Genomic DNA, 26,615 nt, shown 5'->3' on the forward strand with positions numbered 1-26,615 from the left:
TCTCACCCCGAAACACGGGTTCCCTCGCTATGTATTGAAAAAAGACTCAGGGCGCTCCCCCTCAATCTCAAGTCTTAGTATAGCAAAATCGAGGGAGATGTCAATTCTATATGCACAGATTCTCTTTTATTTCCAGAATTCCACTTCCGACAGGTTAAGGCCGATGGATTCAGCTCTGAAGACCGGGTTCTTGCCTTCGGCGCGCTGGCGCTGGTAATCCTTCAAGGCTTTGACGGCGACGTTGCCCAAAATGAGGCAGGCCGGGATGTTGATAAGGCACATGAAGCCCATGAGAATATCGGCAATAGCCCATACGGCGGCCATAGACATGCCGGCGCCGACGAAGATGGCGACGACGCAAACGGCGCGGAAGGCCGTCATGAACTGCTTAGTCGGTTCGCCGCGGTGGATGAAGTTGATGCAGTTATCGACGTAGAACAGGTTGTCGATGAGCGTCGTAAAAGCAAATAATACCATGCTGAAGGTAATCAGCATCGGGCCGAAGCTGCCGTATGCCGCTGTGGCGGCTTGCTGGATGTATACGGCACCGGCCGCTTCTTCCGTAATGGGTACGCCGGAACACAGGCCGAGGAAAGCCGTCGCACTGCAGACGAGCATCGTATCGATGAAGACGGACAGCATCTGTACCAAGCCCTGCTTTACGGGATGGCTGACGTGAGCCGACGCGGCGGCGTTCGGAGCCGAGCCGATACCGGCTTCATTGGAAAACAGGCCGCGTTTGATGCCGTAAATCATGCACGAACCGGCAACGCCGCCAAAGATCGCTTCAAAGTCAAAAGCGTCGGCAAAAATCATGGCCAACACATTGGGAATTTCACCGATGTGGAACAATACGACAAACAGGGCCGCTAAAATATAAATCGCGCCCATGACGGGAACCATGACCGACGTCACCTTGACGATGCGCTTGCCGCCGCCCATGACGCAGTAGCCGACGAGGAGGGCGATAATGGCGCCGAGAATCCACGGCGTCGACGTCTGGTCATAAAAGCCGTATACGGCAAAGGTCGACTGGAGGTTGTACGAAGCCAGCATATTAAAGCCGCCGGCATAGGTCAAAATCAAAAAGACGGCGAAGATGACGCCTAAGGTGCGGTTATGCATGGCCGTTTCGATATAGTACGCCGGTCCGCCGTAGCTGCCGCCCTGGCTGTCGCGCCGTTTGTATACCTGAGCCAGGGTACTTTCGATAAATGCACTGGCTCCGCCAATGAAAGCCAGCAGCCACATCCAGAATACCGAGCCCGGACCGCCCAGGCAGACGGCCGTCGATACGCCGATGATGTTGCCCGTACCGACGCGGGAGGCCGTAGAAATCATGAGGGCCTGAAAGGAGGAAATAGCCCCCTTTTCTACAGGCTCTTCCATGACAACGCGCACGCTTTCGCCGAACATGCGGATCTGAACGAGGCCCGTCTTAGCCGAAAAAATCAGGCCGGCTACGCTGAGGACGACGATCAGCACGGGATAGTACATAAAATCATCTAAAGCTAATAATAAATCCATACTACGTCTCGCACTTCCTTTCTCTTTGACATCTCGGCGCATCTTGTCTATCCCGGGAGTGCAGACGATAGGACAGTACGGCCTGAGCAATCAAATAATAAAATCTTTTTTCACTATATAAAAAGCGTAATACGTTTTACGATGATTGTCAATAATTATACAGGAATAGCCTATATCAAATTGATATGCAGTTTGTCTTTCCATTGCGTATTGCATATCTTATGTAAAGGGACGAGCGACTGAAAATCTGCAAGATTATGACCTCTTTCGTAATTTATATTTTTCAAAGTGCCGTTCCATTTATTTTCTTTACTTCAGCCCTGTAGTATAATAAAAAAGAAAGAAAGGTGATTATACATGTCCTTACTGCCAAATCTCATTGCGCAAGCCATTGCCTTCGACCGAGGCGACGCCCGGCGCATCCATCATTTCCTCAAGGTTTACGCCTATGCCGATACGATCGGCCGCTTGGAAGGCCTCCCGGACGACGTGCAGGAAACGCTCTCCGCAGCGGCCGTCCTTCACGACATCGGCATCCACGCCGCCGAAGAAAAGTACGGCAGCTCCAGCGGCAAATACCAAGAACTCGAAGGGCCGGCGCCGGCACGGCACATCCTCTCGTCGTTAGGCTGCGATGAAGGGCGCATCGACCGCGTCTGCTACCTCATTGCCCATCACCATACGTACGACGGCGTAGACGGCATGGATTATCAAATCCTGCTGGAAGCAGACTTCCTCGTCAACGCTTACGAAGACAACCTGCCCAAAGATGCGATCCGCACCTTTTGCCGCAAAGTGTTCCGTACAGAAAGCGGCATCGGGCTGCTGCGAGAAACATTTGATATACAAGATATATAAAAGGAGGAGTTTTCCATGACCAACGTAGACAAGTTCATCGATATGGTCCAGCATTCGGATAATATCGTATTCTTCGGCGGTGCCGGCGTATCGACGGAAAGCGGCATTCCCGATTTCCGCAGCGTCGACGGCTTATATAATCAGAAATATAAGTACCCGCCTGAAACGATCTTGAGCCATTCCTTTTACGTCAGCCAGCCCGAAGAATTTTACCGGTTTTATCGCGACAAGATGCTTTGCCTGGACGCCCAGCCCAACGCCGCCCATATAAAATTGGCCGAATTGGAACAGGCCGGCAAGCTGAAAGCCATCGTCACGCAGAACATCGACGGCCTCCATCAAAAAGCCGGCAGCAAAAATGTCCTCGAACTGCACGGCAGCGTACACCGCAATTTCTGCCAGCGCTGCCATAAATTCTTTGACGCCGAATACATGCTCCATAGCGACGGCGTGCCGAAGTGCGATGCCTGCGGCGGCCCCATTAAGCCCGACGTCGTCCTGTATGAAGAAGGACTGGACAACGACGTCATCGAACAGTCCCTGTACTATATCAGCCATGCCGACATGCTCATCATCGGCGGCACATCCCTCGTCGTCTATCCGGCAGCCGGCCTGGTCCGCTACTACGGCGGCCATAAGCTGGTCCTCATCAATAAGTCGGCGACGGATATGGACAAGTCGGCCGATTTAGTCATCAACGAGCCTATCGGCGAAGTATTCCGCCGCATTACCGTATAAGCAAAAGACAAGGGGCTGTTACACTGCTGATGATGTGCAACAGCCTTTTCTTTTTGTTCAAATACCTCTTTTATTATTAATGATATTAATTAGGAGATATAAACTATGGAAACCACAACAATCACATTAACGGACGATTTATTTATCGGCAAAGGGTATCACAAAAAATGCTATCGTCATCCCCACGATCCCGGCTTATGCATAAAAATGGCCTACAGTGACGAGGGACAAAAGGATTTAGATAGAGAAATTAAGTATCTAAAAGTCCTGAAACGCAAAAATAAAAATTATGATATCCTGCCGGCCTATTATGGGCCTATAGAAACCAACCTAGGCACAGGGCATGTATATGAGTTCATTCAGGATATTAATGGAGGCCAATGCAAAACTTTAACAGACTATTTGCAGGATCCAACATTATTAAATTCCAATGTATCCATGTTAATAGAAGAACTTCAAAAATTAAAAACAGACTTAATTGAAAATGAAATCATTACGATGGATATTTTTCCCACAAACATTCTTGTCCAATGGAGGGGGGAATCCAATTATCGTCTCAGAGTCATCAACGACATGGGCAGCCCAGCGCTGATTCCACTAGAATATTATTTCAGTTCCATTGCAAAAGCTAAAATTATCCGTCACTGGAATCGATTCATACTGCATTTGGAACGTAACTATTCCGATCCTGCTATAATTTCACTTATCCAGGCAATAAAATAATAAACCAAGAGCTGTTGTATTTTTACATGCAGCAGCTCTTTTATCATACTGATTCGGCGGTATAGATAAAAGAGACAATCCCCATTCGGCCTGCCTCTTTTTTATACATATGAATGCATTATTATGAATTATAATTCCATTTCAGCAAAAAGGCCGAGTTGACGATGACGATGACCGAGCCGGCATTGTGCACCAAGGCGCCGACAACGGGGGTTAACATGCCGAACATGGCCAAGGAAACGGCGATGAAATTTAAGGTCATAGAAAAGGTTAGGTTGCATTTAATCGTAAACATCATCCGTTTCGACAAGGCCACTAAATGAGGCAGCTCTTTAACTTCATCGTCTACGAGGACGATATCGGCGGCGTCAATGGCGATGTCGCTGCCAATGCCGCCCATAGCGATGCCTACGTCGGACCGCTTCAGGGACGGCGCGTCGTTGATACCGTCGCCAATCATGCAGATGCGTTCCCGCCGTTTTTGGTAATCCTGAATATGACGGAGCTTGTCTTCCGGCAGGCATTGGGCATGCACGTCCTGAATTCCCAGTTGGGAAGCAATGGCCTTCGCAGCGTTTTCGTTGTCCCCGGTCAGCAGCACCGGCTGTACGCCTAATCTTGCTAAATCCTGCATCATAGCTGCGCTTTCCCTGCGCACCGTATCGGTCAGTGCCAGAAAACCTACAAATACGGAATCAACGGCAACGTATATGATCGTACTGCCTTGGGCAATATATTCCTCGGCCCTATCTTTTGCTTCTTTCGATAGGACAGTACCAGCCGCTTCCATCATGGATTCATTACCGGCACGGACGTCTCTTCCCTCTATGCAAGCTGTCACGCCGGAGCCGACGATCATGTGAAACTGCTCTGCCCTCGGCAAGGCGGTGCCGTAAAGCTGCTGAAATCCCCGCACGACGGCTTTGCCCAAGGGATGTTCCGACGACGCTTCCGCAGATGCTGCCAGCCGGTACAGCTGTTCTTCGCCCATAGCGGCTCCTGCCGTCCAGACGGCGGTCACCTGCGGTAATCCATACGTCAAGGTGCCTGTCTTATCAAAGGCCATTTTCGATACGCCGGCCAAGCGTTCCAGTGCATCGCCTTCGCGGACGAGGAACCCGTGCTTCGTCACGTTGCCAATACCAGCCATGATAGCCGTCGGCGTAGCCAATACGAGGGCACAGGGACAAAATACGACGAGAATCGTAACGGAACGGATTATTTCCCCAGTAACAAACCAGGTTGCAGCGGCAGCCGACAACGCGGCGACGACAATCCATGTCGCCCAACGGTCAGCAATGCCGACAATCTTGGCCTTCCCGGCGTCAGCCGACTGGACGAGGCGGATCATGCGCTGAATAGAGCTGTCTTCGCCGACCTTCTTCGCTTCCATTGTAAAGGCTCCGAATTGGTTTACCGTACCGCTTGCCACGGTATCGCCGGCTTTTTTGTCTACGGGCAGGGATTCGCCGGTCATGACGGACTGGTTTACCGACGTCTGGCCGGACAAGATGACTCCGTCGACGGGAATCGTTTCGCCTGGAATCACGCGCAGGATATCACCGACCTGTACCTGGCTGGCTTCGATGAGTTCTTCCTTGCCGCCGCGCAGCACCCGAGCCGTCTGCGGCGTCAGGCGGACGAGCTTTTCAATACCGGCCCGAGCTTTAGAAACGGTCATTTCTTCCAGCAGCGCGCCGAGCTGCATGATGAAGGCAACTTCACCGGCGGCAAAATCTTCGCCGATGATAACTGCCGCGACTAAGGCAATCGACACGAGTACGTCGGCCTTAATGTCGAATTTCGTAATCAGCCCAATACAGGCTTCTAAGATAATCGGCACGCCGCACAGTACGATAGCCACCCATGCCGGCTCAAAGGGCAGGGACCATAGATCAAAAATGCTGATAACCAAGGCAATCCCCGATATGACCAGCAAAACAATATCCTTTTTCATGCCGCCTAATTCCAAGAACCATTCGAGTCGCTCAACCATATCATATCCCTCCTAAATAGGTATACCCCTATATGTATATTTCATGTATCCATTATACATATAGGGGTATAGGCAGTCAAGTAAAATAAAAAAGAGACAGCGCGTCGGAATCTCTCCTTCACGCTATCTCTTATGGTTTTCTAACAACAGACCTAGGCGTGGGCGTTCGTCGTCGCCGCTACGTGTTCTCTCGTCTTTTCTACGGCAGCTTTCGTTTCGGCATTTTTAGGCATGGACCAGACGATGACGGCAGCCAGGAATACCAATACGGCAAAGATATACATGCCGGCGTCGCGGCTGTAGTTCTGAATCATGTAGCCCAGCAGCATGGGAGCGAAGAAGCCGCTCAGGTTGCCTAAGGCATTGATGGCTCCGCGGGCGCCGCCGGCCACTTCGGGCTGGAAGGTTTCGGCAACGATAGTCCACAGGACGGGATGGCCCGACAGCCAGAAGAAGCCGCAGAGGCACAGGAAGGCAAAGGACAACCAACCCGAATAGGACGCCGTAAATACGGAAGCGATGATGCACAGGCCGACGCAGACGTACGGAATGATGCAGTACTTGCGGCGATTCTGGCTCTTATCGGCCATGCGGCCGAAGAAGACGATGCCCAGGGCGGCAGCGATGTTCGGCAGCGCCGACAGCCAGCCAACCATGCCGATATCAGCTTTCAGGATATCCTTGATAATCGTCGGCAGCCAGAAGCTCAATACGTAGAAGGCGCAGCAAATGAGGAAGTATACGGCAACCATTTTCCACAAGTTAATATCGAAGACCAATTCTCTGTAGCTCGTCTTCGTCGCGCTCTTATTCGTGGCGGCAGCGGCTTTTTTCGCGGCCGCTTCGGCAGCCAGCTCACTTTCAATCCAGTTGCGTTCTTCTGCACTCAGCCATTTCGCCTTGCTCGGACGGTCAGCGATGAGAGGCATCCACAAGAAAATCAAGGCGATGGAAGCTACGCCTTCGATGATGAACATTTCACGCCAGCCCCAGGTCGCGATGAGCCAGCCTGAAATGGGGCCGGAAATAATAGCCGATAAGGGGAAGCTCAGCAAGAAAATCGAATTGGCGCGGGCTCGTTCCGCCGGCGGGAACCAATGAGAAATGATGACTAAAATCGCAGGAAAAATACCGCCTTCAGCGATGCCCAAAATAAAGCGTACGACGTTGAATTCAAAGGACGTGCTGATAAATCCGCAAATCGTCGCGCAGCCGCCCCAAATGACAATCATGGCCGCAATAAAATTCTTAGCGCTCTTCCGTTCCGCCAAATGGCCGCCCGGAACCTGCAGGAGCAAATAGCCCCAGAAGAAAATACCGATAGCCATACCGATAGCCACGGCGTCTAAGCCCAGCTCTTCCATCATGCCGCCGGCCATGGCAAAGGAAATATTGGCACGGTCGATGTTGGCCACAATATATACCAGCACTGTCGCCGGCAAAATGCGCCACCATCGCGTGTTTGGAATCTTCGTTTCGTTCGTCATACTACCATCTCCTTCAAAATCTCTGTTCTTTCCATAGTACAACTCAAAATAAAAAAATCTTTCATCTCACAAGAGACGAAAGATTTACTCACGCGTTACCACTCTAATTCACGCCATACGGCATGCCCTCAGCAGGTACGGACAATGTGTCGATACCCTCCTGTCTGTTAACGGCCAGGCCCCGGCTCCGCCTACTGCAATGTTCAGGGAGCTGCTTAGAGACGAGTTCACTTCCATTCCGTTGCCGCTTCCCACCAGCCAGCGGCTCTCTGCAAACTTTCTGGAACTTACTATTTCTCTTCAACGCATTTTTATTTTGACTTGACGTATGCATATTACCACAACTCATAGTCTTTGGCAAGCAGTTTTTCGAAATTTTACAGTAAATTTTTAGGTTAATCGTTTTATTTATCCCGCCAATTTTAAGTTAATCGTTTAAATAATAAAGAAAAGCCACCGCGAAGGCCCTTGTTAGACACGGGATTCGCTGTGACTTTTCATGTACTTTTTATTTAATATTAGCAAACCGTTCGACGGCTTTCGTAAACTTTTCGATGGTCTTGTCCGGGTCGCCGTGGGCAATGCCGTCGCGGACGCAATGGCGGATGTGCCCTTCTAAAATAACCTGTCCGCACTTATGCAGGGCCGATTTCGCCGCATTAATCTGCGACAGGATATCTTCGCATGGAATATCTTCGTCGATCATGCGGTCGATAGCCTGTACCTGGCCAATGATCTTCTTCAGCCGGCGGTGCAGATTCTCTGCATCCATACATTGTTTCATGTAGCATTCCCCCTTATGTGCTGTCTAAAAATATACGAGCGTTACGCCGGCGCCGCCGCCTTCTACGTCGTCGAGGGCGTACTTCTTGACAAAGGGCTGGCCGTCTAAAAACTCGTGGATTTGACGGCGCAGGGCGCCGCTTCCCTTGCCGTGGATAATGCGCACCGGACTGAATCCGGCAGCCAAAGCCTGATCCAGGAACTTTTCAACGTCCGGCAGCGCTTCCTGATAGGTCTTGCCGATGATATTGAGCTCCGTCGCGATGCTGGCCGTGAGGATAGGCCGGAAGGAAGACGAAGCGCTGGCCTTGCGTTCCGCCTGCTCTTCCCTCTTGATTTCCTCCAGATAAGGTGCACTGACATCCTGCAGCTTGACGCGGACCGTCATGCCCCGGACCGATACGGTCAGCTTCTTGCCGTTGATTTCCGTAACCGTGCCCAGTCCGTCCAGGGAGTTGATAAATACGCTTTGGCCCGCTTTAAGCTGCGACGGGTCGACAGGGTCACGGCGCGGCTTTTCCTTATCGGGCAGGGAAATTTGCTGAATCGCCCGGCGGGCCTGGTCGATAGCCTTGGCCTTTTCCTTGTCGGAGCTGTCCTTGGACTGCTGCTTGAGCTCGCGGATGATCCGTTCCGCTTCGACGCGGAGATTGCGCTTCAAATCGAAGGCCTCGCGGCGGCTCGAGTCGATAATATCCTGCCGCTTGGCCGATACCTTTTCCTTTTCCCGGCGCAGCTCGTCTTCTATGCGGCGCACGTCGGCCAGCTTCTGTTCCAACTCGGCCTGTTCTTCGTCCATGCGCTTAGACTGGCTGTTGAGCTTGGTCAAAATAGCTTCCATGTCGACGTCCTGAGCCTTGCTGCGCAACTCCTTCGCCTTGGCCAGTATCTCCGCCGGCATACCGAGGCGTTCGCTGATGCTGAAGGCATGGCTGCTGCCGGCGGCGCCGATGCGCAGCTTATACGTCGGCCGCAGCGTTTCTTCATCGAATTCCACATGGCCGTTTTCAATGCCCGGCGTATTGTAGGCGTAGTTTTTCAAATCGTTGTAATGGGTCGTCACCATGACATACGACCCTTTCCGATACAAGGCGTCCAGTACGGCAATGGCAATAGCACTCCCCTCGGCCGGGTCCGTACCGGAGCCCAGTTCGTCGGCCAGAATGAGATCGTCGGCCGTGCAGTGGCGCAGGATGTAGACGATTTGCTTCATATGGCTGGAAAAGGTACTGAGGTTTTGAGAAATATCCTGTTCGTCGCCGATATCAGAAAAGACGTCGCGGAAAATGGGCAGCTCCGAATCTTCGCCCACAGGGATGAACAAGCCGGCCTGATGCATGAGAACCAACAGCCCCAGCGTTTTCATCGAGACAGTCTTGCCACCTGTATTGGAGCCCGTAATGAGGAGAATGCGGTATTCGCCGCCGAGAATGATCGTATTTGGCACGACGGCCTTAGCGTCGATGAGAGGATGACGGGCCTGGACGAGCCGGACGATTCCCTTCTGCGAAACGGACGGCCGGCAGGCCTTCATCTGCTGGGCCAACTGCGCCTTGGCAAAGGCGAATTCCAGGGCGGCGACGCATTTCGTACTGTCCATGAGATCGTCATACTGGCCGCTCACAAGAGCTGTCAGGCGGCGGAAAATACGCTCGATTTCCTTCGTCTCGCCGATGCGGGCAGCCTGCAGATCGTTGTTGGCGTTGACGATAGCCAAGGGCTCGATGTACAGCGTTGAGCCGCTGGCCGACGTGTCGTGGACGATGCCCGGAAAGGCATGGCGGTACTCCTGCTTGATGGGCACGACGTAGCGGTTGTTGCGAACCGTTACCAGAGCGTCCTGGAAATACTTTTGATATTCTTTATTCTGCAGCACGCCCGTTACATACCGCTTCGTCTGCCGTTCCAGCTCGACGATGCGGTTTCGCAGGCGCATGAGCTCCGGCGACGCGTTGTCGCGAATCTGGTGGTTTTGGTCGAACACGCCGGCCATTTTATGAGAAATAAGGGAAAAATCGCCGATACCTTCGGCTTTTTCTGCCAGCTGGGGATATTCCTCCCCCTTATCCATGAAATACTGGCGGATGTCGCCGTACCGCCGGACGTTGTTCCAAATATCGATGCAATCCTGCCCTTCGAGCGTCACGTCGCGCAGGGCCTTTTCCAGGGCCGGACGGATGTCGACGATGCCCCCCATCGGCACGGACGCCTCGCTCTGCAGGCAGCGATAGGCTTCTTCCGTATCGTTCAGGCTCCGGGCTACTTCTTCTGCCTCACATACCGGCTTGAGCCGGCGGGCAATCTCCTTGGACATGCGAGACGGCGCGAGGCGTACGAGCATGTTTTGTACTTGATAAAAGCCGAGAATACGCAAACTTCGTTTATTCATCTATTTTTGTTACTCCTGATTTATAAAATACCGCGGAAAAAATGGCCTCGCGTAACGCCGCGGTCTTCCTTGCCGAAGACCATCGTTTCCAAGCCGTCGCGGAGGCGGACATACTGCTTCGTCGTGCGGCCTATCCATTCGGGAGAGCATCCCCGTCCTTCAATGCGCAGTACAGAAATGCCGGCCCGCTTCAGCTCGTTGAAATAGGGAACCATGTCCAGCTCTTTGCTGTTCAGGATATGACTGCGGCAATACTGGTCCGTCACGACGGGAAATTGTTCATTCCGCCGGTCTTCCAAGGCAAAGCCGCCCTTCATGCAGGGAGCGGAACAGCCGGTCTTATGACCCGTTCCGGCGAAGGCCGCGACGGCGCACGATTCGGTAATCATCATTTCCAGCCGACCCGCTGCAACGGCTTCGACGGGGCAGCGGACAGCTTCGGCTATCTTCCCTATCTGCCGCAGCGTCGCTTCGGCAGACACGGTAATGCCGGCGCAGCCCAGCCGCACGTATTCGCCAGCCGCCGCGCTGTTGAATATATTTAACGGCCAATCGGCATATACAGGTATATGGGCCCCCATATCCCGCAGCATGGAAAATACGCTTATAGAGCCGGCGTACACGCCGTCAGCGCCGCTCTTCAGGGCCTGTTCCAGCTCACGCCGCACCAACCCGTTGTGCCGCTGCGACACGATGCGGGGCGTCGCCGCCCACAAGGAAACGCCCCGTTCATGAGCAATGCGGACGGCTTCCAGCCATTGGGCGGCAGAAAACGAACGGTGATGGTACGATTCGCCGCCGAAAATCACCCGGTCGGCACCGCTGTCTGCAGCAGCCTGGACAGCGTCTATGGAATCGCAGCGGACGGCTATGGATAAGGGCATGCGCTGCCCATTGTCTGAGGCTTGGACAAAGCAGTCATCAGACGGCGTCCCGGCCGACGGGCGGACGTACTCTGCCAGAATGTCTTCTGTCAGCATATCGACGCATTGGCGGCGCAGCTCGTTGAGCACGCTGGCCGGAATCATATACGATTCATCCCAAATCGCAGCGTCGGCCAGCGTAAAGGGCGTATCGCCGAGGCGATCAAGCTGGCTCTTCACCCATTCAGCCGTAGCCGGACGCTTCTTAGCCTTCTGCACGATATAGTCCGATACGATATCCGCCGTATGGCCGCCTTCATCCCAACCCGTCAGCCGCAGCCGCCCTTCGCCGTCTGCGTCGACGTGGCAGTACAGGGCGATGCGCCGCTGCAGCCGTTCGGCATGGCTCTGCCTGTCTTCCTTGCGGGCCAGCCGGTATATGGTGCCGGTCAACAAATCGCTGCGGCGCATTTCCAGGGCAAATTGCTTCTTATTGGAAAACGTACCGACGGCAGAGCGAACTTCATCGATACATTCCCGTCCGTCAGGCGCGATGATTTTGATCATATCGCCGGCAGCCAAAGGCTCGTCCAATACGGCATCGACGACGTTGTCCCGATACGCCGAGGCAACGCCGACGCGCCGGCCCTGATTACCGCCGCCCTGCTCGGTAAGAGTACGGCGGCCTACCGTCCCGGCGAGGAAATCGTGCTGATACGTGCGGTTAAAGCTTTCCGCTGTCAGCTGCACCGCATCGGCCATGGCGTCCTTTCGCTCCTGAGCCGAGCGGCAATGGCTGTCCATGACGCGGCGGTAAGCCTGCACGACGGAACGGACATAGCCCAGCCCCTTCATGCGGCCTTCGATTTTAAAGGAAGACACGCCGGCGTCCATGAGTGCGTCGATATATTCGAGGCTGTTTAAGTCCTTCAAGCTCAGAATATAGGCGTCTTCCTTCAGCAAGGGGCTGCCGTCTTTCGTCAAGTTATACGGCAGGCGGCACGGCTGGGCGCAGGCGCCGCGGTTGCCGCTGCGGCCGCCGATAAAGCTGCTCATGAGACATTGTCCCGAATAGGACATGCACGACGCGCCGTGAATAAATACTTCGATAGCCATCGTCGTATGACTGCATATTTCCCGGATTTCATCAAGGGATACTTCCCGGGCCAAGACGACCTGCGTAAAGCCGAGTCGTTCCAAAAAGCGCACGCCGTCCAAATCGGCGACGGTCATCTGGGTGCTGCCGTGCAGGGGCAGATTGGGCGCAGCCTTGCGGGCTATGGCGGCGACAGCCAAATCCTGCACGATGATGCCGTCTACGCCGATGGAATCCAAGTATTTCAAATAGCCCGTCAGCGCCTTGAGCTCCTTATCGGCCATGACGATGTTGACGGTCACATATATCCTTACGCCGAATACGTGGGCGATGCGCACGGCTTCGGCTAATTCTTCATCTGAAAGATTGTGGGCAAACTTGCGGGCGTTAAACGACTTGCCGCCTAAATACACGGCGTCCGCCCCGGCGTCAATAGCCGACAGCACATGGTCCAGCGATCCTGCCGGCGCTAATAATTCTGCCATGAGTCCTCCTTTACAAGCCAATCCAAGTAATACATATAGGCTATTATATCATAGATTATGTAAATAGGCTGTACGTTATTTATCAGCAAAAATTCACAAAAAGAGTGATTGCCCGCCTCTCAGGCAATCACCCTCTCCTATCGTTACATATATTATCTTCGTATAGCCTTGTAGATATTCGACACTACACCGGCCGTCACGTCATAAGACGTAGCCTTTACGGAATTTGTCTTCATCGTCATGGCCGTGAAATTCGCAACGTCTTCGTTGCTCAGCTCCACCACTTCGGGCATGAGGTCTTTCATGAAGGCTCCAAAGTCTTCGGCGTCGGAAAATCCCAGGATTTCCCATACCCGTTCGGCCTTATCGGCCATGGATTCTTCCATGAGCTTCATGTACTGCGGCAGGAGCAGGCCGTTGGCCCGGCCGTGGGACAGTCCCTTGTAATAGGTCAGGGGATAGCCCATGCCGTGAACCAGCGTCGTGCCAGCTTGGGAAATGACGATGCCGGCCAAGGTCGAGGCGTACATGAGGTCTTCGCGGACGGCGTAAGGCAAATGGCCGCGCAGGTTCGTCAAATGAACGCCGAGGAAGCGCATGGCTTCTTCGGCCCACACGTCGCTGACCGGCGTCGAAGCCTTGGCCATGTAGCCTTCTATGGCGTGGGATAAGGCGTCGATAGCCGTATCGATCGTGACAGCTTCCGGCACATCCATCGTAAAGGACGGATCGGCCAGGGCCAGCTTCGGATACAAGAGCGGCGACTTGACCGACTGTTTCGTGCCGGCGCTGTGATTCGTCAGGACGCTGATCTTCGTCACCTCGCTGCCGGTACCCGACGTCGTAGGCACGGCGACGATCGGCAACGGCGCGTTATACGGGCCTTTGAACAGGGCCGCGTCGTCCAATTCATTCGTACACAGCAAGGCGATGACCTTGGCCGCATCCATAGGCGAACCGCCGCCGATGCCGACGACGAAATCGACGCCCTCCTGCCGGCCCAGAGCCGCGCCCTTGCGCACCGTTTCGACAGACGGATTGGCTTCTACGTCGTCGAACAAGACCCATTCGATTCCCAAGGATTCCAGCAGGGATACGACGGCATCCTGGGAACCGTTTTGCTTTGCCGAACGGCGGCCCGTAACGAGCAGGGCTTTGCTGCCCAAGGCTTTGACGTCGTCACCGGCTTCGGCTACGCAGCCTTTGCCAAAGTACAGTTTTGTCGGCATCTCATAGGAAAACATAGTTTATTCCCCCTGTATCTTCTTGTATTCTGCCCCTAAATCGGCATACAGCTTGACCTCGCTTTGTACGCCGTCGACTTCTTCCTGCGACAGCTCGCGGACTACCTTGGCCGGCATGCCGTATACGAGGGAACGGGGCGGAATGACCTTCTTTTTCGTAATCATCGTACCGGCACCGATGATCGATTCGTCGCCGATTTCCGTAGCGTCCATGAGGATAGAGCCCATGCCGATCAGACAGCCCTTGCCGATCGAATGGCCGTGCAGGATGACGTTGTGGCCGACGAGGGTATTGTCGCCGATGATCATAGGCAGGGCCGGGTAGGTGTGAACTGTCGAGTTGTCCTGAATGCTGACGTTTTCGCCGATGATGATCTGGCTTTCGTCGCCGCGGATAACGGCGTGAGGCCAAATATTCGCGCCGGCTTTAATCGTAACGTTGCCAATAATAACGGCCGATTCGGCGATATATGCCGTCGGGTCTATCTGCGGCGTGTGTCCGCCAAAGGGAATAATCTGTGCCATAGTCTGAATCCTCCTTAAAGAAATATTACTTTGCTTCGTCCGCCGCCAGATTGCTCCAAGCATCGGCTACGTCGGCAAATTCCTGCAAGCTCATCGTTTCGCCGCGGCGGCTGCCGTCTATATGGCTGGCTTCCAATATGCCGGCAATCTGTTCTTTCGACAAGCCTGCTGATTTAAGGGTATTGGAAAAGGTCTTGCGGCGCTGTGAAAAGGCCGTCTTAACGACCTGGAAAAACCGTTTTTCTTCCTGTACCTGTACGGGCGGCGTCTGCCGTACATCCATAGACACAACAGCCGACGTTACTTCCGGCGCAGGCATAAAGCATTTCGGCGAAATTTCAAATAACATCCGCGGCTCCGTATAATATTGGACCGACACGGATAAGGCCCCGTATATCTTGCTGCCCGGCGCGGCTACCATCCGCTCGGCCACTTCCTTCTGCACCATGACGACGATTTTTTCAATGGGCAGCTTCTGCTCGAGGAGCTTCATGATAATCGGCGTCGTAATGTAATAGGGCAGATTAGCGCAGACCTTAAAGGGCTTATGGTTCATCGTTTCGGCAATGTCGATGCGCATGATGTCGCCGTGGACGACGCGGACATTGTCGTAATGCTCCAGCGTCTTGTCCAATACGGGCAGCAGGTGGTCGTCCAGCTCGACGGCAGTTACAGCCGCCCCCGTTTCGGCCAGCGCCTGGGTCAGGGTACCGATGCCCGGCCCGATTTCCAGTACGGGATCGCCGGGCTTGAGCTCCGCCGCCGCGGCGATATCGTCGACGACAGCATGGCGGATAAGAAAATTCTGGCCCAGCTTCTTATTCATGCGCAGGCCGAAGCGATTGACGACGTAGCGGACTACGTCGGGATTAGACAAATCAACGTCTTTCACTGTCGTCTACCTCCTCTATCTTGGCAAGAGCCTCTTCCCATTCGGCGCGGGTAACGCCGTAGTGATTGAGGCGCTTTAAAAATTGCTTGGCATTTCCGTAGCCGATGCCGAGAATAGCACCGACGGCAGCCCGGCGGTCCGCCGCTTCGGGAGAGCCGTTCAGATCAGCCAATACGACGTCAGCCATCGTAAACTGTTCTTCCGGCTCGTACACGGCGCAGCGCGTCTTCTCCAAGGCTAGGCGAATCGCTTCGGGCGACGCCTGTTCTACGCCCAGGTCGCCGTTGGCAATAGCGTCCTTGCGGGGAATAAAGGCGTGCTTGGCGTCGGGAAAGCGCTCGGTCAAATACTTGCGGATGCGCTCGCCGGCGCTGTCCGGATCGGTCAGGATGATGATGCCCCGCTTTTCAGAGGCATACTGTATCTGCCGGATCGTGTCCGGGCGCAGGTTAAACCCGTCGGTCGTAATCATGTCGGCGTCGATGCCGCTGGCCTGAATGCGGGCCACGTCGGAACGGCCTTCGACGACGAGGACTTCCTTAATCATGGGCGTCTCCTTCGGCATGGTCGCTGATGTATTTGGCAGCGCTCATAACGGCCAATACGTTGTGCTCAAAGACGATGCCCCCTTGGAGATAAATCATATAGGGCTCGCGAATGGGGCCGTCAGCCGATAATTCAATGGACGAGCCCTGCACGAAATCGCCGGCAGCCATGATGATCTTGTCGGCATAACCGGGCATGTCGTCGGGAATCGGCGTAACGTGGGCATCGACAGGAGAGAAGGACTGAATTCCCTGGCAGAACAGGCACATATTCTGTTCGTTTTCCAGGTAAATCGTCTGAATCAGGTCGTACCGTTCTTCTTCCGGCAGCGGCGATACCTTAAATCCCAGCTGGGCGAAGACGGCCGCCGCGAAAACGGCCCCTTTAATGGCTTGCGCCGTCACGTGGGGAGCCATGAAAAATCCCTGGAAGAACAGGCGGTAGCCCGCCGCATAGGAGCCGAGCTCGTCGCCCAGCCCCGGCGCCGTCAAATAGTCCGCCGCCGCCGAGACCAAATCTTCCCGGCCGGCAATGTAACCGCCTGTCGGCGCGATGCCGCCACCGGGATTTTTGATGAGCGAACCGGCAATGATATCTGCGCCGGCTTCGATCGGTTCTACTTCAGCAGCGAACTCGCCGTAGCAGTTGTCGACAAAGCAGATCGTCTGCGGGCTTACGGATTTGACGGTCTGAATAATTTCTCGGATGTCGGAAATCTTCAAGGACGCCCGCGTACTGTAGCCGCGGGAACGCTGAATCAGCACCAGCTTCGGCTGGGCTGCCCCTACTTTTTCCCGGATGCCATCTAAATCATAGGCGTTGTCCTTCAGCGGCACTTCATCGTATATGACGCCCTTTTCCTTCAGGGAATGCGGCGTTTCGTGGGCATAGCCGATAACGCTCTGCATCGTATCGTACGGCGCGCCGATGAGGGATATCATCGTATCGCCGTGCTGCAGGAGAGCGCACAGCACCGTAGCCAGGGCGTGCGTCCCCGATACGAAATGGGGCCGTACAAGGGCTTTTTCCGCCTTAAATACGTGAGCGAATACTTCGTCCAGCTTTTCCCGTCCCATGTCGCTGTATCCGTATCCGGACGTGCCGGCAAACTGATAGGACGAGATCTGGCACTCTCTATACGCCTGCAGTACCTTCTGCGTGTTATGCAGGCAAATCGCGTCAATCCGTTCAAACTGAGCGGCGCAGGCCGCCATAGCCTGCTTTCTGATATGTTCCAAATCGATAGACAAAAACTCAGATCCTTTCTCCTGCTGCGTTCCCTGCATCCTGTCTTTGCTCTTTGCAGGAACGATTCTAATTTGTTTTCACAATAGGTATATATTATCTGCCTTCGATCCAGGCGATGACGTCGTCGGCCAGCGCTGCTTCCGAAGAGTACTGTTCTTTTTCAAACCAGCGTATATAGGGCATACGGCGATACCAGGTCATCTGCCGTTTGGCAAAGCGCCGTGTCCGTATCTTAATGCGCTCCGCCGCATCTGCCAGCGTCATCTTTCCCTGGGCGTACAAAGCCAGCTCTTCGTAGCCGATGGCCTTCATGGATTGGCACTGAGGCGATACGCCGGCGTCCAGCAGCCCCTTGACCTCTTCGAGCCAACCTGCTTCCAGCATCAAATCGACGCGCCGTTCAATGCGCTCGTACAATTCGCTTCGCGGCAGGGATAAGCCGACGACGAAGGCGTCGTACACAAGGCCTTCCGCCTTTCCGGCCCGCACGAGCTGCCGGCCTTCGCCCCTTTCAATCGCCGCCATGAGGCGCACGAGGCGATTCGTATTCGACAGCAGTTCATGCCAGTCCGCAGGTTGCCACTTCGTCTGCTCCATAATGTAGGATTTCAGCTCGACTTCCGACAATGCAGCGATACGCTCTCTGGCCTTCTGCCGCAGCGCCTCGTCGGCGCCGGAGCTATCAAAGCTGTAGCCTTCCAGCAATGCCTGGACATACAATCCCGTTCCGCCGACGAGAATGGGGATGTTCCCCTTCGCCGCTACGTCGGAAATAGCCTTCCGGGCCATCTGGCAGAACAAGGCCGCCGAATAGGGCTCGTCCGGCTCGGCGATGTCGACGAGGTGATGGGTATAACGGCGCAGCTCGCCGGCCGTCGGCTTGGCCGTACCGATGTCCATGCGCTTGTAAATCTGATAGGCATCGCCGGAAATGAGCTCCGTATGAAAATGTTCGGCCAGGGAAAAGCTCAGGGCCGTCTTGCCGACGGCCGTCGGGCCGATAATTGCAATTACTTTCTCCATTTATGCCTCCCCGTCTAAGACGGCGTAGCCGACGCGGCTGTATTTGCCGCCGTACCGCTTCATCTGCGGAAACGTCTGTTCCAGCTCGCGGAAATAGCGATCCTTGACGACGACGCGCCGCCGCGCTTTTTTGATTGCCAGCCGCAGGGATTCCACCGTCAGCGGCTCGTGATCCATAATAGGCCGCACGGGCTGGAATTGGCAGCTCGACGCCACGGGCCGGCTGAACATAGGGTCAAAATACAATACGTCATACGGAGGGGCCGACTCGTCTTCTAAATACTCTTTATAATTTCCCCGCCGCACCTGGATGCGCCGCAAGGCCGCCGTCACATCGTCCATTTCATGACAAAAGTACCGGCAGCCCCATTCCGTCACGGCTTCCAGCAGCGGCGAAGCTTCCAGCCCATGGACGACGGACCCGGCAGGCAGGGCAAAGGACGCCGTAATCGCGTCGGCGCCAAAGCCGCAGGTGCAGTCGAGGAGCCGTATCGGCCCTTCCGCGCCGATGGCCTCGAGCAGATGATCTGTCTGCCCCCTTCGAATATGCTGAATGCGGAGCTCCGCCATATTCAGGCTGAAAAAGTGAGTTCCCTCGGCCCGCGTGAGCTGCGGCCCCCGCGACGTATATACGAGGATATCTTCTCCGTACGCAGCCTGCAATTCTTCCATCGTCCGGCCCCGGCGCGGCACGAAGGCGGCGCCGATTTCATCAGCCCAGGCACGGGCTTCTTGAGTCAGCTTATCTTTCGCCTTCAGCGAAGGCGTTACATATATGTTTTCCATTATTACGTCCGTTTGAATAATTTTGCCAGCTCGTCCGGCGTAAAACGCACGATAATCGGCCGGCCGTGGGGGCATACGTAAGGCTTATCCGTATGGAACAAGTCTTCCAGCAGCTGCTTCATCTGGCGGATATTCAGCGCGTCGCCGGCTTTGATCGCGCCGTGACACGACAAATACGCCAGAGAACGATGGCGCAGCGTCGCCTTATCCACGGCGGCGTTTTCGTGAAGAGCCCGGCAGATATCCTCGAGAGAATCGGCTATCTGGCTCGTCGGCAAGTCGCAGGGCACCTCTTCCACGCGCAGCGTCGACGGCCCCGCCTCGGAATAGGTATAGCCCAAATCGGCGAATACGTCCGGCCGTTCCAGAAGCAAGGTCATGTCGTCGCCGTCGACTTCCACGAATTCCGCCGTCAGAAGCTGCTGGCTGGGCATTTTCTCCGCCCGCCGGCAGAATTTATCATAGCGTATCCGTTCATGGGCCGCATGCTGGTCTATAATGTACAAATCCTGGCCCTTCTTAGCGATAATAAAGCAGTCGGCTACCTCGCCCAGAGGAATAAATACGTCTTCATCGCCGTCGAAGGTAATGATCGGCGCGTCGTCCTGCGCCGCCTGTCCCTTCGATGCCAGTTCGCGGCTAAAGCTTTCCCACTCGTCAGCTGAAGACCGGGAGGGCTCGTATGCATGGAACGGCCGCTGTGCACTCGTCTCGTCCTGACGGCTGTATACGGGAGTCACGGCATCTCTCGTTTCCCACACGGGCATACGCCTCGGTTCTTGTACGGCGTCGGCGCGCCGCTGCGGCAGGGGCGAAAGGTCCTCAAAGGGAAGTTCCTGGGCTTGTGCCGGCGGAGCCGCCGTCTGCTCTTTCAGCTCCAACAACTCTTCCTCCGCTTCCCTGCGCTGTATCTGCTGCGGCGGCATATCGATGTTCGTCGCAATGTCTTCCGGCTTTTCCTGGGCTATCAGGGCCGTAATGATACTGTGGTATACGGCCCGATACACGGCCTGTTCGTCGGCAAATTTTATTTCCGTCTTGGCCGGATGGACGTTGACGTCTACCGCCGCCGGGTCCATGTGAATGTGAATCATGGCGAAGGGATAGCCCGATTTAGGCAGCATGGCGTGATAGGCGTTTTCCACGGCCTTAAATATGAGGGGATTGTGCACGATGCGGCCGTTGACGATGCAGGTTTGCCAAGCCCGCGTGCTCTTTAATACCGACGGCTTGCCTACGTAGCCTTCGACGGCGATGTCGCCGTCGTCATGGGAAATGGAGAAGATTTCCTTCGCCAGCGCCGCGCCGTAAATATTGGCTATCGTTTCCTTCAGATCGCCGCCTCCGCCCGTATGCAGCGTCGTCCGGCCGTTATTCGTAAAGGTAAAGGCAATGGACGGATGTGATAAAGCCAGCTTGGTAATCATTTCGCTGATCTTGGAGCTTTCCGTTCGCTCGCTTTTCAAAAATTTGCGGCGGGCCGGCGTATTGTAAAATAAATCGCTCACTTCCATCGTCGTGCCTACAGGCGCGCCGATCTGGTCTTCGCTGGTAATTTCGCCGCCGTCGAGAAGGAGATGCGTAGCAAAGTCGTCGTCGGGCCGGCGCGTCGTAATCTGCATATGCGATACGGCGGCGATGCTGGGTACGGCTTCGCCGCGGAACCCCAGCGAGCTGATGGCAAAGATATCTTCAACGGCGCTGATCTTGCTCGTCGCATGGCGGATAATGCACTTGCGCGCGTCTTCGGGACTCATACCGCAGCCGTCGTCGGTAACGCGCATATACGACTGGCCGCCGTCGGCTATTTCCACTTCGATAGCCGACGCGCCGGCGTCGATGGCGTTTTCCACCAATTCTTTGACGCACGACGCCGGCCGCTCTACGACTTCGCCGGCGGCAATTTTATTGCGCGTCGCCTCGTCAAGCAAATTTATAATAGAACTCAATTCATGCCGCTCCCTTCTTTAGCTTCTTTCTGCAAGGAGTAGAGAAATGAAATCGCTTCAATAGGCGTCATACTCGACACGTCGACGGACAACAGCCGCTCCAGCACGGGATCGGTAAACAGGCTGTCCGCCAGCGGACGGCTTTCTTTTTTAGGCACCGGCGCCGCCACGGCTCCCTGGGACTCCAGCTCCGACAGGATGACGTCGGCCCGCTTCAGCAAGCTTTCGGGAAGGCCGGCCAGCCGGGCTACGTGCAGTCCGTAGCTGCGGTCGGCGCCGCCGGGAATGATGCGCCGCAAAAATTTTATATTCTTGCCCCGTTCCTTTACGGCCACGGTGTAGTTCTTTATCTTTTCCGACGTATCGGCCATGTCGGTCAATTCGTGGTAATGAGTAGCGAAAAGCGTCAGGGCGTGGATGTGCTTCAGGCAATACTCGATGACGGCCCGGGCAATGGACATACCGTCAAAGGTGCTTGTGCCCCGGCCGATTTCGTCGAGGACGAGGAGGCTGCGCTCCGTCGCGTGGCTTAAAATATAGGATACCTCTTTCATTTTTACCATAAAGGTGCTCTGACCGCTCAGGATATCGTCGCTGGCGCCGATGCGGGTGAAAATACGGTCCACCGGGCAGATAGACGCCTCTCGGGCCGGGATAAACGAGCCGGTCTGAGCCATGAGTACCAGGACGGCAACCTGCCGCATGTACGTCGACTTGCCGGCCATATTCGGGCCGGTGATGACCAGGATTTCATGGCTGCTGTGGTTCAGCGTCACGTCGTTCGGCACGAACAGCTCGTCCTTCAGGAATTTTTCAATAATCGGATGGCGTCCGTCCTTGATCTGCACGGCCTGCTTTGTATTCAGGCCCGGCCGTATATAGTGGTTGTCATGGGCGGCGCAGGCCAAGCTGTACAGGCAGTCGACGCGGGCGATGGCCCGGGCCGTCTGCTGCATTTCCCGGATATGGCCCTGTATGTCCTTACGGAGCTGGCCGAAGAGCTGGTATTCCAGCTCCAGCATCCGTTCCTGCGACGTCAGCACCTTGACTTCAAACTCCTTCAGCGCCGGCGTGATGTACCGTTCGGCATTGACCAGCGTCTGCTTGCGCACGTAGTAATCGGGAATAGGCTTTGTATTGGCGTGGGAAATTTCAAAGTAATAGCCGAATACCTTCGTATAGCCTATTTTCATCTTGATGCCCGTCTTTTCTTTTTCCTGCTCTTCCAGCTCCTTCAAATAGGCCTTGCTGTTGGCAGCAATAGATCGGATTTCGTCGAGCTCGGCTGAATAGCCGTCGCGGATGACGCCGCCGTTGCGGATAACCAGTCCCGGCTCGTCCTTGATGCTGCGGCACAGCAGGTCGTACATGTCGTCGTGCGTCTGGATCCGGTCGCGCAGTCGCTTGAGCAAATCCGCGTCGGCCTGCTCCAGGATGTGCCGGAGCTGCGGTATTGCCGCCAGAGATTCCCGCAGAGCCACCAGGTCCTTCGGGCTGGCCGTCCCCGTTTCGATGCGGGTCAGGATGCGTTCGAAATCGTAAATCCGGTCCATCGTATCGGCCAGGTCCTGCCGCATGATTTCATGGCTGAGAATATCTTCGACGGCATCCTGCCGCATCGTAATATCGGCCATGCGCACCAGAGGCGCTTCCAGCCACTTGCGCAGCAGCCGGCCGCCCATAGCGGTCTTCGTCTTGTCCAAAATCGACAGGAGCGTGCCCTTGCGGCCGCCGTCGCGGACGTTCTGCGTAATTTCGAGATGGCGCAGGCTGGCGGCGTCGATAACCAGGCGGCGCTCGTTGTCAATACGTTCCAGCGAGTTGATATGGCCGATATCGGATTGCATGACTTCGCCGACATAGGTCAGGAGCATGCCGATGCAGGCCGCCGCTCCCTTCGCTTCCTCTACCGCTTCCGCCCCAAAATACCGGACTGCGACCGCTTCGTAGTCGACGGCGTTGTCGGCGGCAAAGGGCGTCACTGCGCACTGGGCCAGCCGGCTGCGCAGATAAGCCTGGACGGCGTCCATGTATTCGTCCATATGGGCGTATATGAGCTCGCTCGGCTCATATACCGAAAAAATATCAAACAGCACGTCGTCCATGGCGCCGGCGTTGCACAGGGACCACAGGCATTCGCCTGTCGTCACGTCCATCAGGGCAACGGCAATCGACGTGTCGCGTGCGCAGACGCAGCTGATATAGTTGTTCTTCTTCGAGGCTACGGCGTTTTCCAGGGTAATCGTCCCCGGCGTGATGACCTTGATGATCTTGCGCTTGACGATGCCCTTGACCGTCTTCGGATCCTCCATCTGCTCGCAGATCGCCACTTTGTAGCCCTTGTGGACCAGCCGCTCGATATAGGTGTCGGCCGAGTGGAAGGGCACGCCGCACATGGGAACCCGCTCCTTATTTCCGACGCCCCGTCCGGTCAGCGTCAAATCCAATTCCCGCGATGCCGTCAAAGCGTCGTCATTAAACATTTCATAAAAATCGCCAAGCCGGAAAAATAATATCTTATCCGGGCACTGAGCCTTGACCTCCAAATACTGCTTAAGCATAGGAGTCAACTTTACTGTATCAGCCAACGCGCTGCCTCCTTAATGAATTAAATGTCCTTTCAATACCCAGGTCTGCCCCTTATCGACGGCAACCTTTACGGTGTCGCCTATGGCTGCGGACCCGTCGTGTTCCCATATAATCATCTTATTGCCCGTCGTCCGGCCGAACCAGTGATTTTCGTCGTTTTTAGTCGGCCCTTCGACGATGACTTCGTATTCCTTATGCTCCATAGCCTGATTCAGCTGCAGGCTGTACACGTTCTGCACATCCATGAGGCGCTGCAGGCGGCGGCTCTTTTCCTCCTGGGAAATCTGATGATCCATCTTGGCCGCCGGCGTTCCCGTGCGGGGCGAATAAATGAAGGTGTAAGCCATGTCGTACTGAACCCGTTTCAGCAGCTCCAGAGTCTGACAAAACATTTCTTCCGTTTCGCCGGGGAACCCGACGATGATGTCTGTCGTCAGCACCAGGTCGGGGATGCGTTTGCGGGCGTACTCTACCAGTTCCATATATTGGTCTACCGTATAGCCCCGGTTCATTTTTTTCAGCAGCTCGTCGGAGCCGCTCTGAATCGGAAGATGCATGTGGTTGACGACCTTCCGGCTGTCGGCAATGGCATCGATCATGGCAAAGGTCATATCCTTGGGATGGCTGGTCATGTACCGCACCCGTTCGATGCCGTCGATGCGGTCGACGGCCTGGAGAAGGGATGAAAAATCGGTACCGTCCTTTAAGTCCAGCCCGTACGAATTGACGTTTTGCCCCAGCAGGGTAATTTCCTTATAGCCTTCTTTGGCAATCTCCTCGATTTCCCCGACGATGTCGGCAATGGGCCGGCTTACTTCGCGGCCCCGCACGTAGGGCACGATGCAGTACGTGCAGAATTTATTGCAGCCGTTCATAATCGGCACCCAGGCGAAGAATTTCTGGAACCGTTTCGTCGGCAAATCGTGAAAGGCCGGCATGGTCATGTCGGCTTCTAAATAATGGCCCGACGTGGCCTGCCGTTCCCGAATGAGCTCGATGAGCTTGTGTATATTGTGCGTGCCGATGACCAAATCGATATGCGGCGCCCGTTCAAACAGGCGGTCCTGCCATTCCTGGGCCATGCAGCCTGTGACGGCGATGATGAGATTCGGGTTATGCTGCTTGACGTGCTTGAGCTCGCCGATTTTTCCCAAGATTTTTCCTTCAGCAGTCTCGCGGACGCAGCAGGTGTTGAGCAGGATAACGTCGGCCATATCCATGTCTTCCGTACGGCGATACCCCAGCGATTCCAGCTGGCCGGCGTAGCGCTCGCTGTCGGACTCGTTCATCTGACATCCGTATGTCAGCAAAAAGTAAAATTTATTTTCTATGATATCCAATGCAGGTTCTCTCCGTTTCCATGAATATATCTGCAATATCCCTCCATCGGGGCTTGCGTTACGACAATTATGCCCCATTGAGGTTTACATTATATAATACCATAGGGGCCGCAGAATAAGCAACAAAAAATAGACCCGGCAGTCCGTACAAATCAACGTACGTCCTGCCGCGCCTATATGAGAACCTGTATTACGGCAGCGAGCTCTCGACGGCCTGCTGCCGAGCTTATTCGAATAGATACTCTACGCGCTTAACGACCTTTCCCCCTTGAATATACACGCGGGGGACGCGGCGGTTAATGTTGCAGAGGATTTCATGATCTATCGTGCCGATCAATCCGGCGATTTCTTCCAAAGGAATCGCTTCGCCGCCCTGCTGCCCGAACAACACGACTTCGTCGCCAATTTGAACGTCGGGAATGCCGGTCACGTCGATCATGCACTGATCCATGCAGATATTGCCGACCTGCCTGGCCCGCCGTCCATGGATGAGGACTTCAGCCCGATTGGCCAATACGCGGGGATAGCCGTCGGAATAGCCCAGAGGCAGCGTCGCAATGACCGTCGGCCGCTTTGCCGTAAAGTGACGGCCATAACTGACCGTATCGCCTGGTTCAATCGTCTTGATGTGGGTCACGCAGCACCGCAAGGACATGACCGGCCGAGGCGTAAAGGACGGCACCGCCACTTCGTCGGACGGATTGTACCCGTACTGGATGATGCCGGGCCGCACCATATCGCATCGGAAATCGGGATATACTGCCGTGCCGGCGCTGTTGCAGCAATGGCGGACGTTGACGTGAACACCTTCTTCATCCAGACGCCGGCAGAACCAGGCAAAGGTTTCATACTGCTTTTTCGTATAGCCGACCGACTCGTCTCCGTCCATATCGGCGACAGCAAAATGCGTAAACAGCCCCTCAATGGCTACATTGGGCAAGGCTGCAATCTGCTTGATTTCTGCAATGCTTTCTTCACAGGGCCTGTAGCCGATGCGCCCCATGCCCGTGTCGGCGGCGATATGGACGTGTATCGTCTGATTCTGTCGCTGTGCTTCTTCAGAAAACAGGACCGCATCCTGATAATGAAATACAGCGGCGTCAATGCCGTACAGCACGACGTCCCGCGCCCGGCGGCCATCCGTATGGCCCAGGATGACGATGCGCGCCGTAATGCCGGCCCGCCGCAATTCTACAGCCTCGCTGACGCAGGCAACGGCCAGCCGATCCGCCCCGTTTTCCAAAAACACCTTCGCCAGCTCTACTGCGCCGTGACCGTAGGCGTTGGCCTTGACGACGGATGTAATCAGCGTATCCGGCCCGACAGCCTGACGAATGTGCCGCATATTATACGCCGCCGCGTCTAAATCAATTTGGGCCCACACAGGCCGTTTCGTAAAATGCTCCGTTAATTCCAGTACATCCACGGTTTGTCACCATCCTGTCTAAACAGGAACAGCAGCCGCCAGTCGTCCTGACCGGCCACTGCTTTCCATACGTTGCTTATATTATTTCCACTATGATAACTA

20 protein-coding genes and 1 other annotated feature are annotated in these 26,615 nt (G+C 55.0%); of the genes, 3 read left to right on the plus strand and 17 right to left on the minus strand.

Features of this window, described 5'->3' with window-relative positions:
• Window positions 1-126: 126 nt before the first annotated feature.
• Window positions 127-1,527 carry an alanine/glycine:cation symporter family protein gene (locus tag E0L13_RS06730; protein ID WP_168061215.1) on the minus strand — a complete coding sequence of 467 codons (1,401 nt, stop codon included), beginning with the start codon at window positions 1,525-1,527 and terminating at the stop codon, window positions 127-129.
• A 357-nt stretch (window positions 1,528-1,884) separates the two neighbouring features.
• On the opposite strand from E0L13_RS06730, the gene E0L13_RS06735 reads away from it, so the two are divergent.
• The 3 genes from E0L13_RS06735 (at window position 1,885) to E0L13_RS06745 (ending at window position 3,846) form a co-directional block, all read left to right on the plus strand.
• Complete coding sequence (locus E0L13_RS06735) at window positions 1,885-2,385, plus strand: HD domain-containing protein (protein ID WP_168061217.1); 501 nt, start codon at window positions 1,885-1,887, stop codon at window positions 2,383-2,385.
• Window positions 2,386-2,400: 15 nt separating this feature from the next.
• On the plus strand, window positions 2,401-3,123 hold the full coding sequence (locus tag E0L13_RS06740; RefSeq protein ID WP_168061219.1) for an NAD-dependent protein deacylase: 723 nt from the start codon (window positions 2,401-2,403) through the stop codon (window positions 3,121-3,123).
• 105 nt (window positions 3,124-3,228) lie between these two features.
• Window positions 3,229-3,846, plus strand: coding sequence for a YrbL family protein (locus E0L13_RS06745; RefSeq protein WP_168061221.1), 618 nt, complete (start codon window positions 3,229-3,231; stop codon window positions 3,844-3,846).
• A 121-nt stretch (window positions 3,847-3,967) separates the two neighbouring features.
• Here E0L13_RS06745 and E0L13_RS06750 read toward each other — a convergent pair whose 3' ends face one another.
• From E0L13_RS06750 to alr, 16 genes are all read right to left on the minus strand, one after another.
• A complete protein-coding gene (locus E0L13_RS06750; RefSeq protein WP_168061223.1) occupies window positions 3,968-5,842 on the minus strand; it encodes a cation-translocating P-type ATPase in 1,875 nt (624 codons plus the stop codon).
• A 152-nt stretch (window positions 5,843-5,994) separates the two neighbouring features.
• Window positions 5,995-7,329 (minus strand): MFS transporter, encoded by a 1,335-nt coding sequence (locus E0L13_RS06755; RefSeq protein ID WP_168061225.1) that lies wholly within the window; start codon window positions 7,327-7,329, stop codon window positions 5,995-5,997.
• A 68-nt stretch (window positions 7,330-7,397) separates the two neighbouring features.
• Window positions 7,398-7,642 (minus strand) — a binding site (T-box leader).
• A 195-nt stretch (window positions 7,643-7,837) separates the two neighbouring features.
• The gene (locus tag E0L13_RS06760) at window positions 7,838-8,113 is read right to left on the minus strand and encodes a metal-sensing transcriptional repressor (protein ID WP_087478275.1); all 276 of its coding nucleotides are present in this window, start codon (window positions 8,111-8,113) and stop codon (window positions 7,838-7,840) included.
• A 24-nt stretch (window positions 8,114-8,137) separates the two neighbouring features.
• Window positions 8,138-10,501: an endonuclease MutS2 gene (locus E0L13_RS06765; protein WP_168061227.1), complete on the minus strand. Its 2,364-nt coding sequence runs from the start codon at window positions 10,499-10,501 to the stop codon at window positions 8,138-8,140.
• Between the two features lie 20 nt (window positions 10,502-10,521).
• Window positions 10,522-12,945 carry a DUF3656 domain-containing protein gene (locus tag E0L13_RS06770; RefSeq protein WP_168061229.1) on the minus strand — a complete coding sequence of 808 codons (2,424 nt, stop codon included), beginning with the start codon at window positions 12,943-12,945 and terminating at the stop codon, window positions 10,522-10,524.
• A gap of 152 nt (window positions 12,946-13,097) precedes the next feature.
• Window positions 13,098-14,189, minus strand: a complete 1,092-nt coding sequence (locus tag E0L13_RS06775) for an iron-containing alcohol dehydrogenase family protein (protein WP_168061231.1) — start codon at window positions 14,187-14,189, stop codon at window positions 13,098-13,100.
• Between the two features lie 3 nt (window positions 14,190-14,192).
• Entirely contained in the window at window positions 14,193-14,714 is a 522-nt protein-coding gene (locus tag E0L13_RS06780) for a gamma carbonic anhydrase family protein (protein ID WP_168061233.1), read from the minus strand.
• 25 nt (window positions 14,715-14,739) lie between these two features.
• The gene (rsmA, locus tag E0L13_RS06785) at window positions 14,740-15,606 is read right to left on the minus strand and encodes a 16S rRNA (adenine(1518)-N(6)/adenine(1519)-N(6))-dimethyltransferase RsmA (protein WP_168061235.1); all 867 of its coding nucleotides are present in this window, start codon (window positions 15,604-15,606) and stop codon (window positions 14,740-14,742) included.
• Window positions 15,593-16,153: a ribonuclease M5 gene (rnmV, locus tag E0L13_RS06790; RefSeq protein WP_168061237.1), complete on the minus strand. Its 561-nt coding sequence runs from the start codon at window positions 16,151-16,153 to the stop codon at window positions 15,593-15,595. Before rnmV ends, rsmA begins: the two co-directional genes overlap by 14 nt.
• Window positions 16,146-17,396: a methionine gamma-lyase family protein gene (locus tag E0L13_RS06795; protein ID WP_346766167.1), complete on the minus strand. Its 1,251-nt coding sequence runs from the start codon at window positions 17,394-17,396 to the stop codon at window positions 16,146-16,148. Before E0L13_RS06795 ends, rnmV begins: the two co-directional genes overlap by 8 nt.
• A gap of 97 nt (window positions 17,397-17,493) precedes the next feature.
• Complete coding sequence (gene miaA, locus E0L13_RS06800; protein WP_168061241.1) at window positions 17,494-18,423, minus strand: tRNA (adenosine(37)-N6)-dimethylallyltransferase MiaA; 930 nt, start codon at window positions 18,421-18,423, stop codon at window positions 17,494-17,496.
• Window positions 18,424-19,209, minus strand: coding sequence for a class I SAM-dependent methyltransferase (locus tag E0L13_RS06805; protein WP_168061243.1), 786 nt, complete (start codon window positions 19,207-19,209; stop codon window positions 18,424-18,426).
• Window positions 19,210-19,211: 2 nt separating this feature from the next.
• Entirely contained in the window at window positions 19,212-21,158 is a 1,947-nt protein-coding gene (mutL, locus tag E0L13_RS06810; RefSeq protein ID WP_168061245.1) for a DNA mismatch repair endonuclease MutL, read from the minus strand.
• Complete coding sequence (mutS, locus tag E0L13_RS06815) at window positions 21,155-23,719, minus strand: DNA mismatch repair protein MutS (protein ID WP_168061271.1); 2,565 nt, start codon at window positions 23,717-23,719, stop codon at window positions 21,155-21,157. The genes mutL and mutS overlap by 4 nt, the downstream gene beginning before the upstream one ends.
• 39 nt (window positions 23,720-23,758) lie before the next feature.
• A complete protein-coding gene (gene miaB, locus E0L13_RS06820) occupies window positions 23,759-25,087 on the minus strand; it encodes a tRNA (N6-isopentenyl adenosine(37)-C2)-methylthiotransferase MiaB (RefSeq protein ID WP_168061247.1) in 1,329 nt (442 codons plus the stop codon).
• 226 nt (window positions 25,088-25,313) lie between these two features.
• Entirely contained in the window at window positions 25,314-26,513 is a 1,200-nt protein-coding gene (gene alr / locus E0L13_RS06825) for an alanine racemase (RefSeq protein ID WP_168061249.1), read from the minus strand.
• Between the last annotated feature and the right edge of the window lie 102 nt (window positions 26,514-26,615).

Source organism: Megasphaera sp. SW808, assembly GCF_012027795.1.
GTDB classification, from domain to species: domain Bacteria; phylum Bacillota; class Negativicutes; order Veillonellales; family Megasphaeraceae; genus Megasphaera; species Megasphaera stantonii.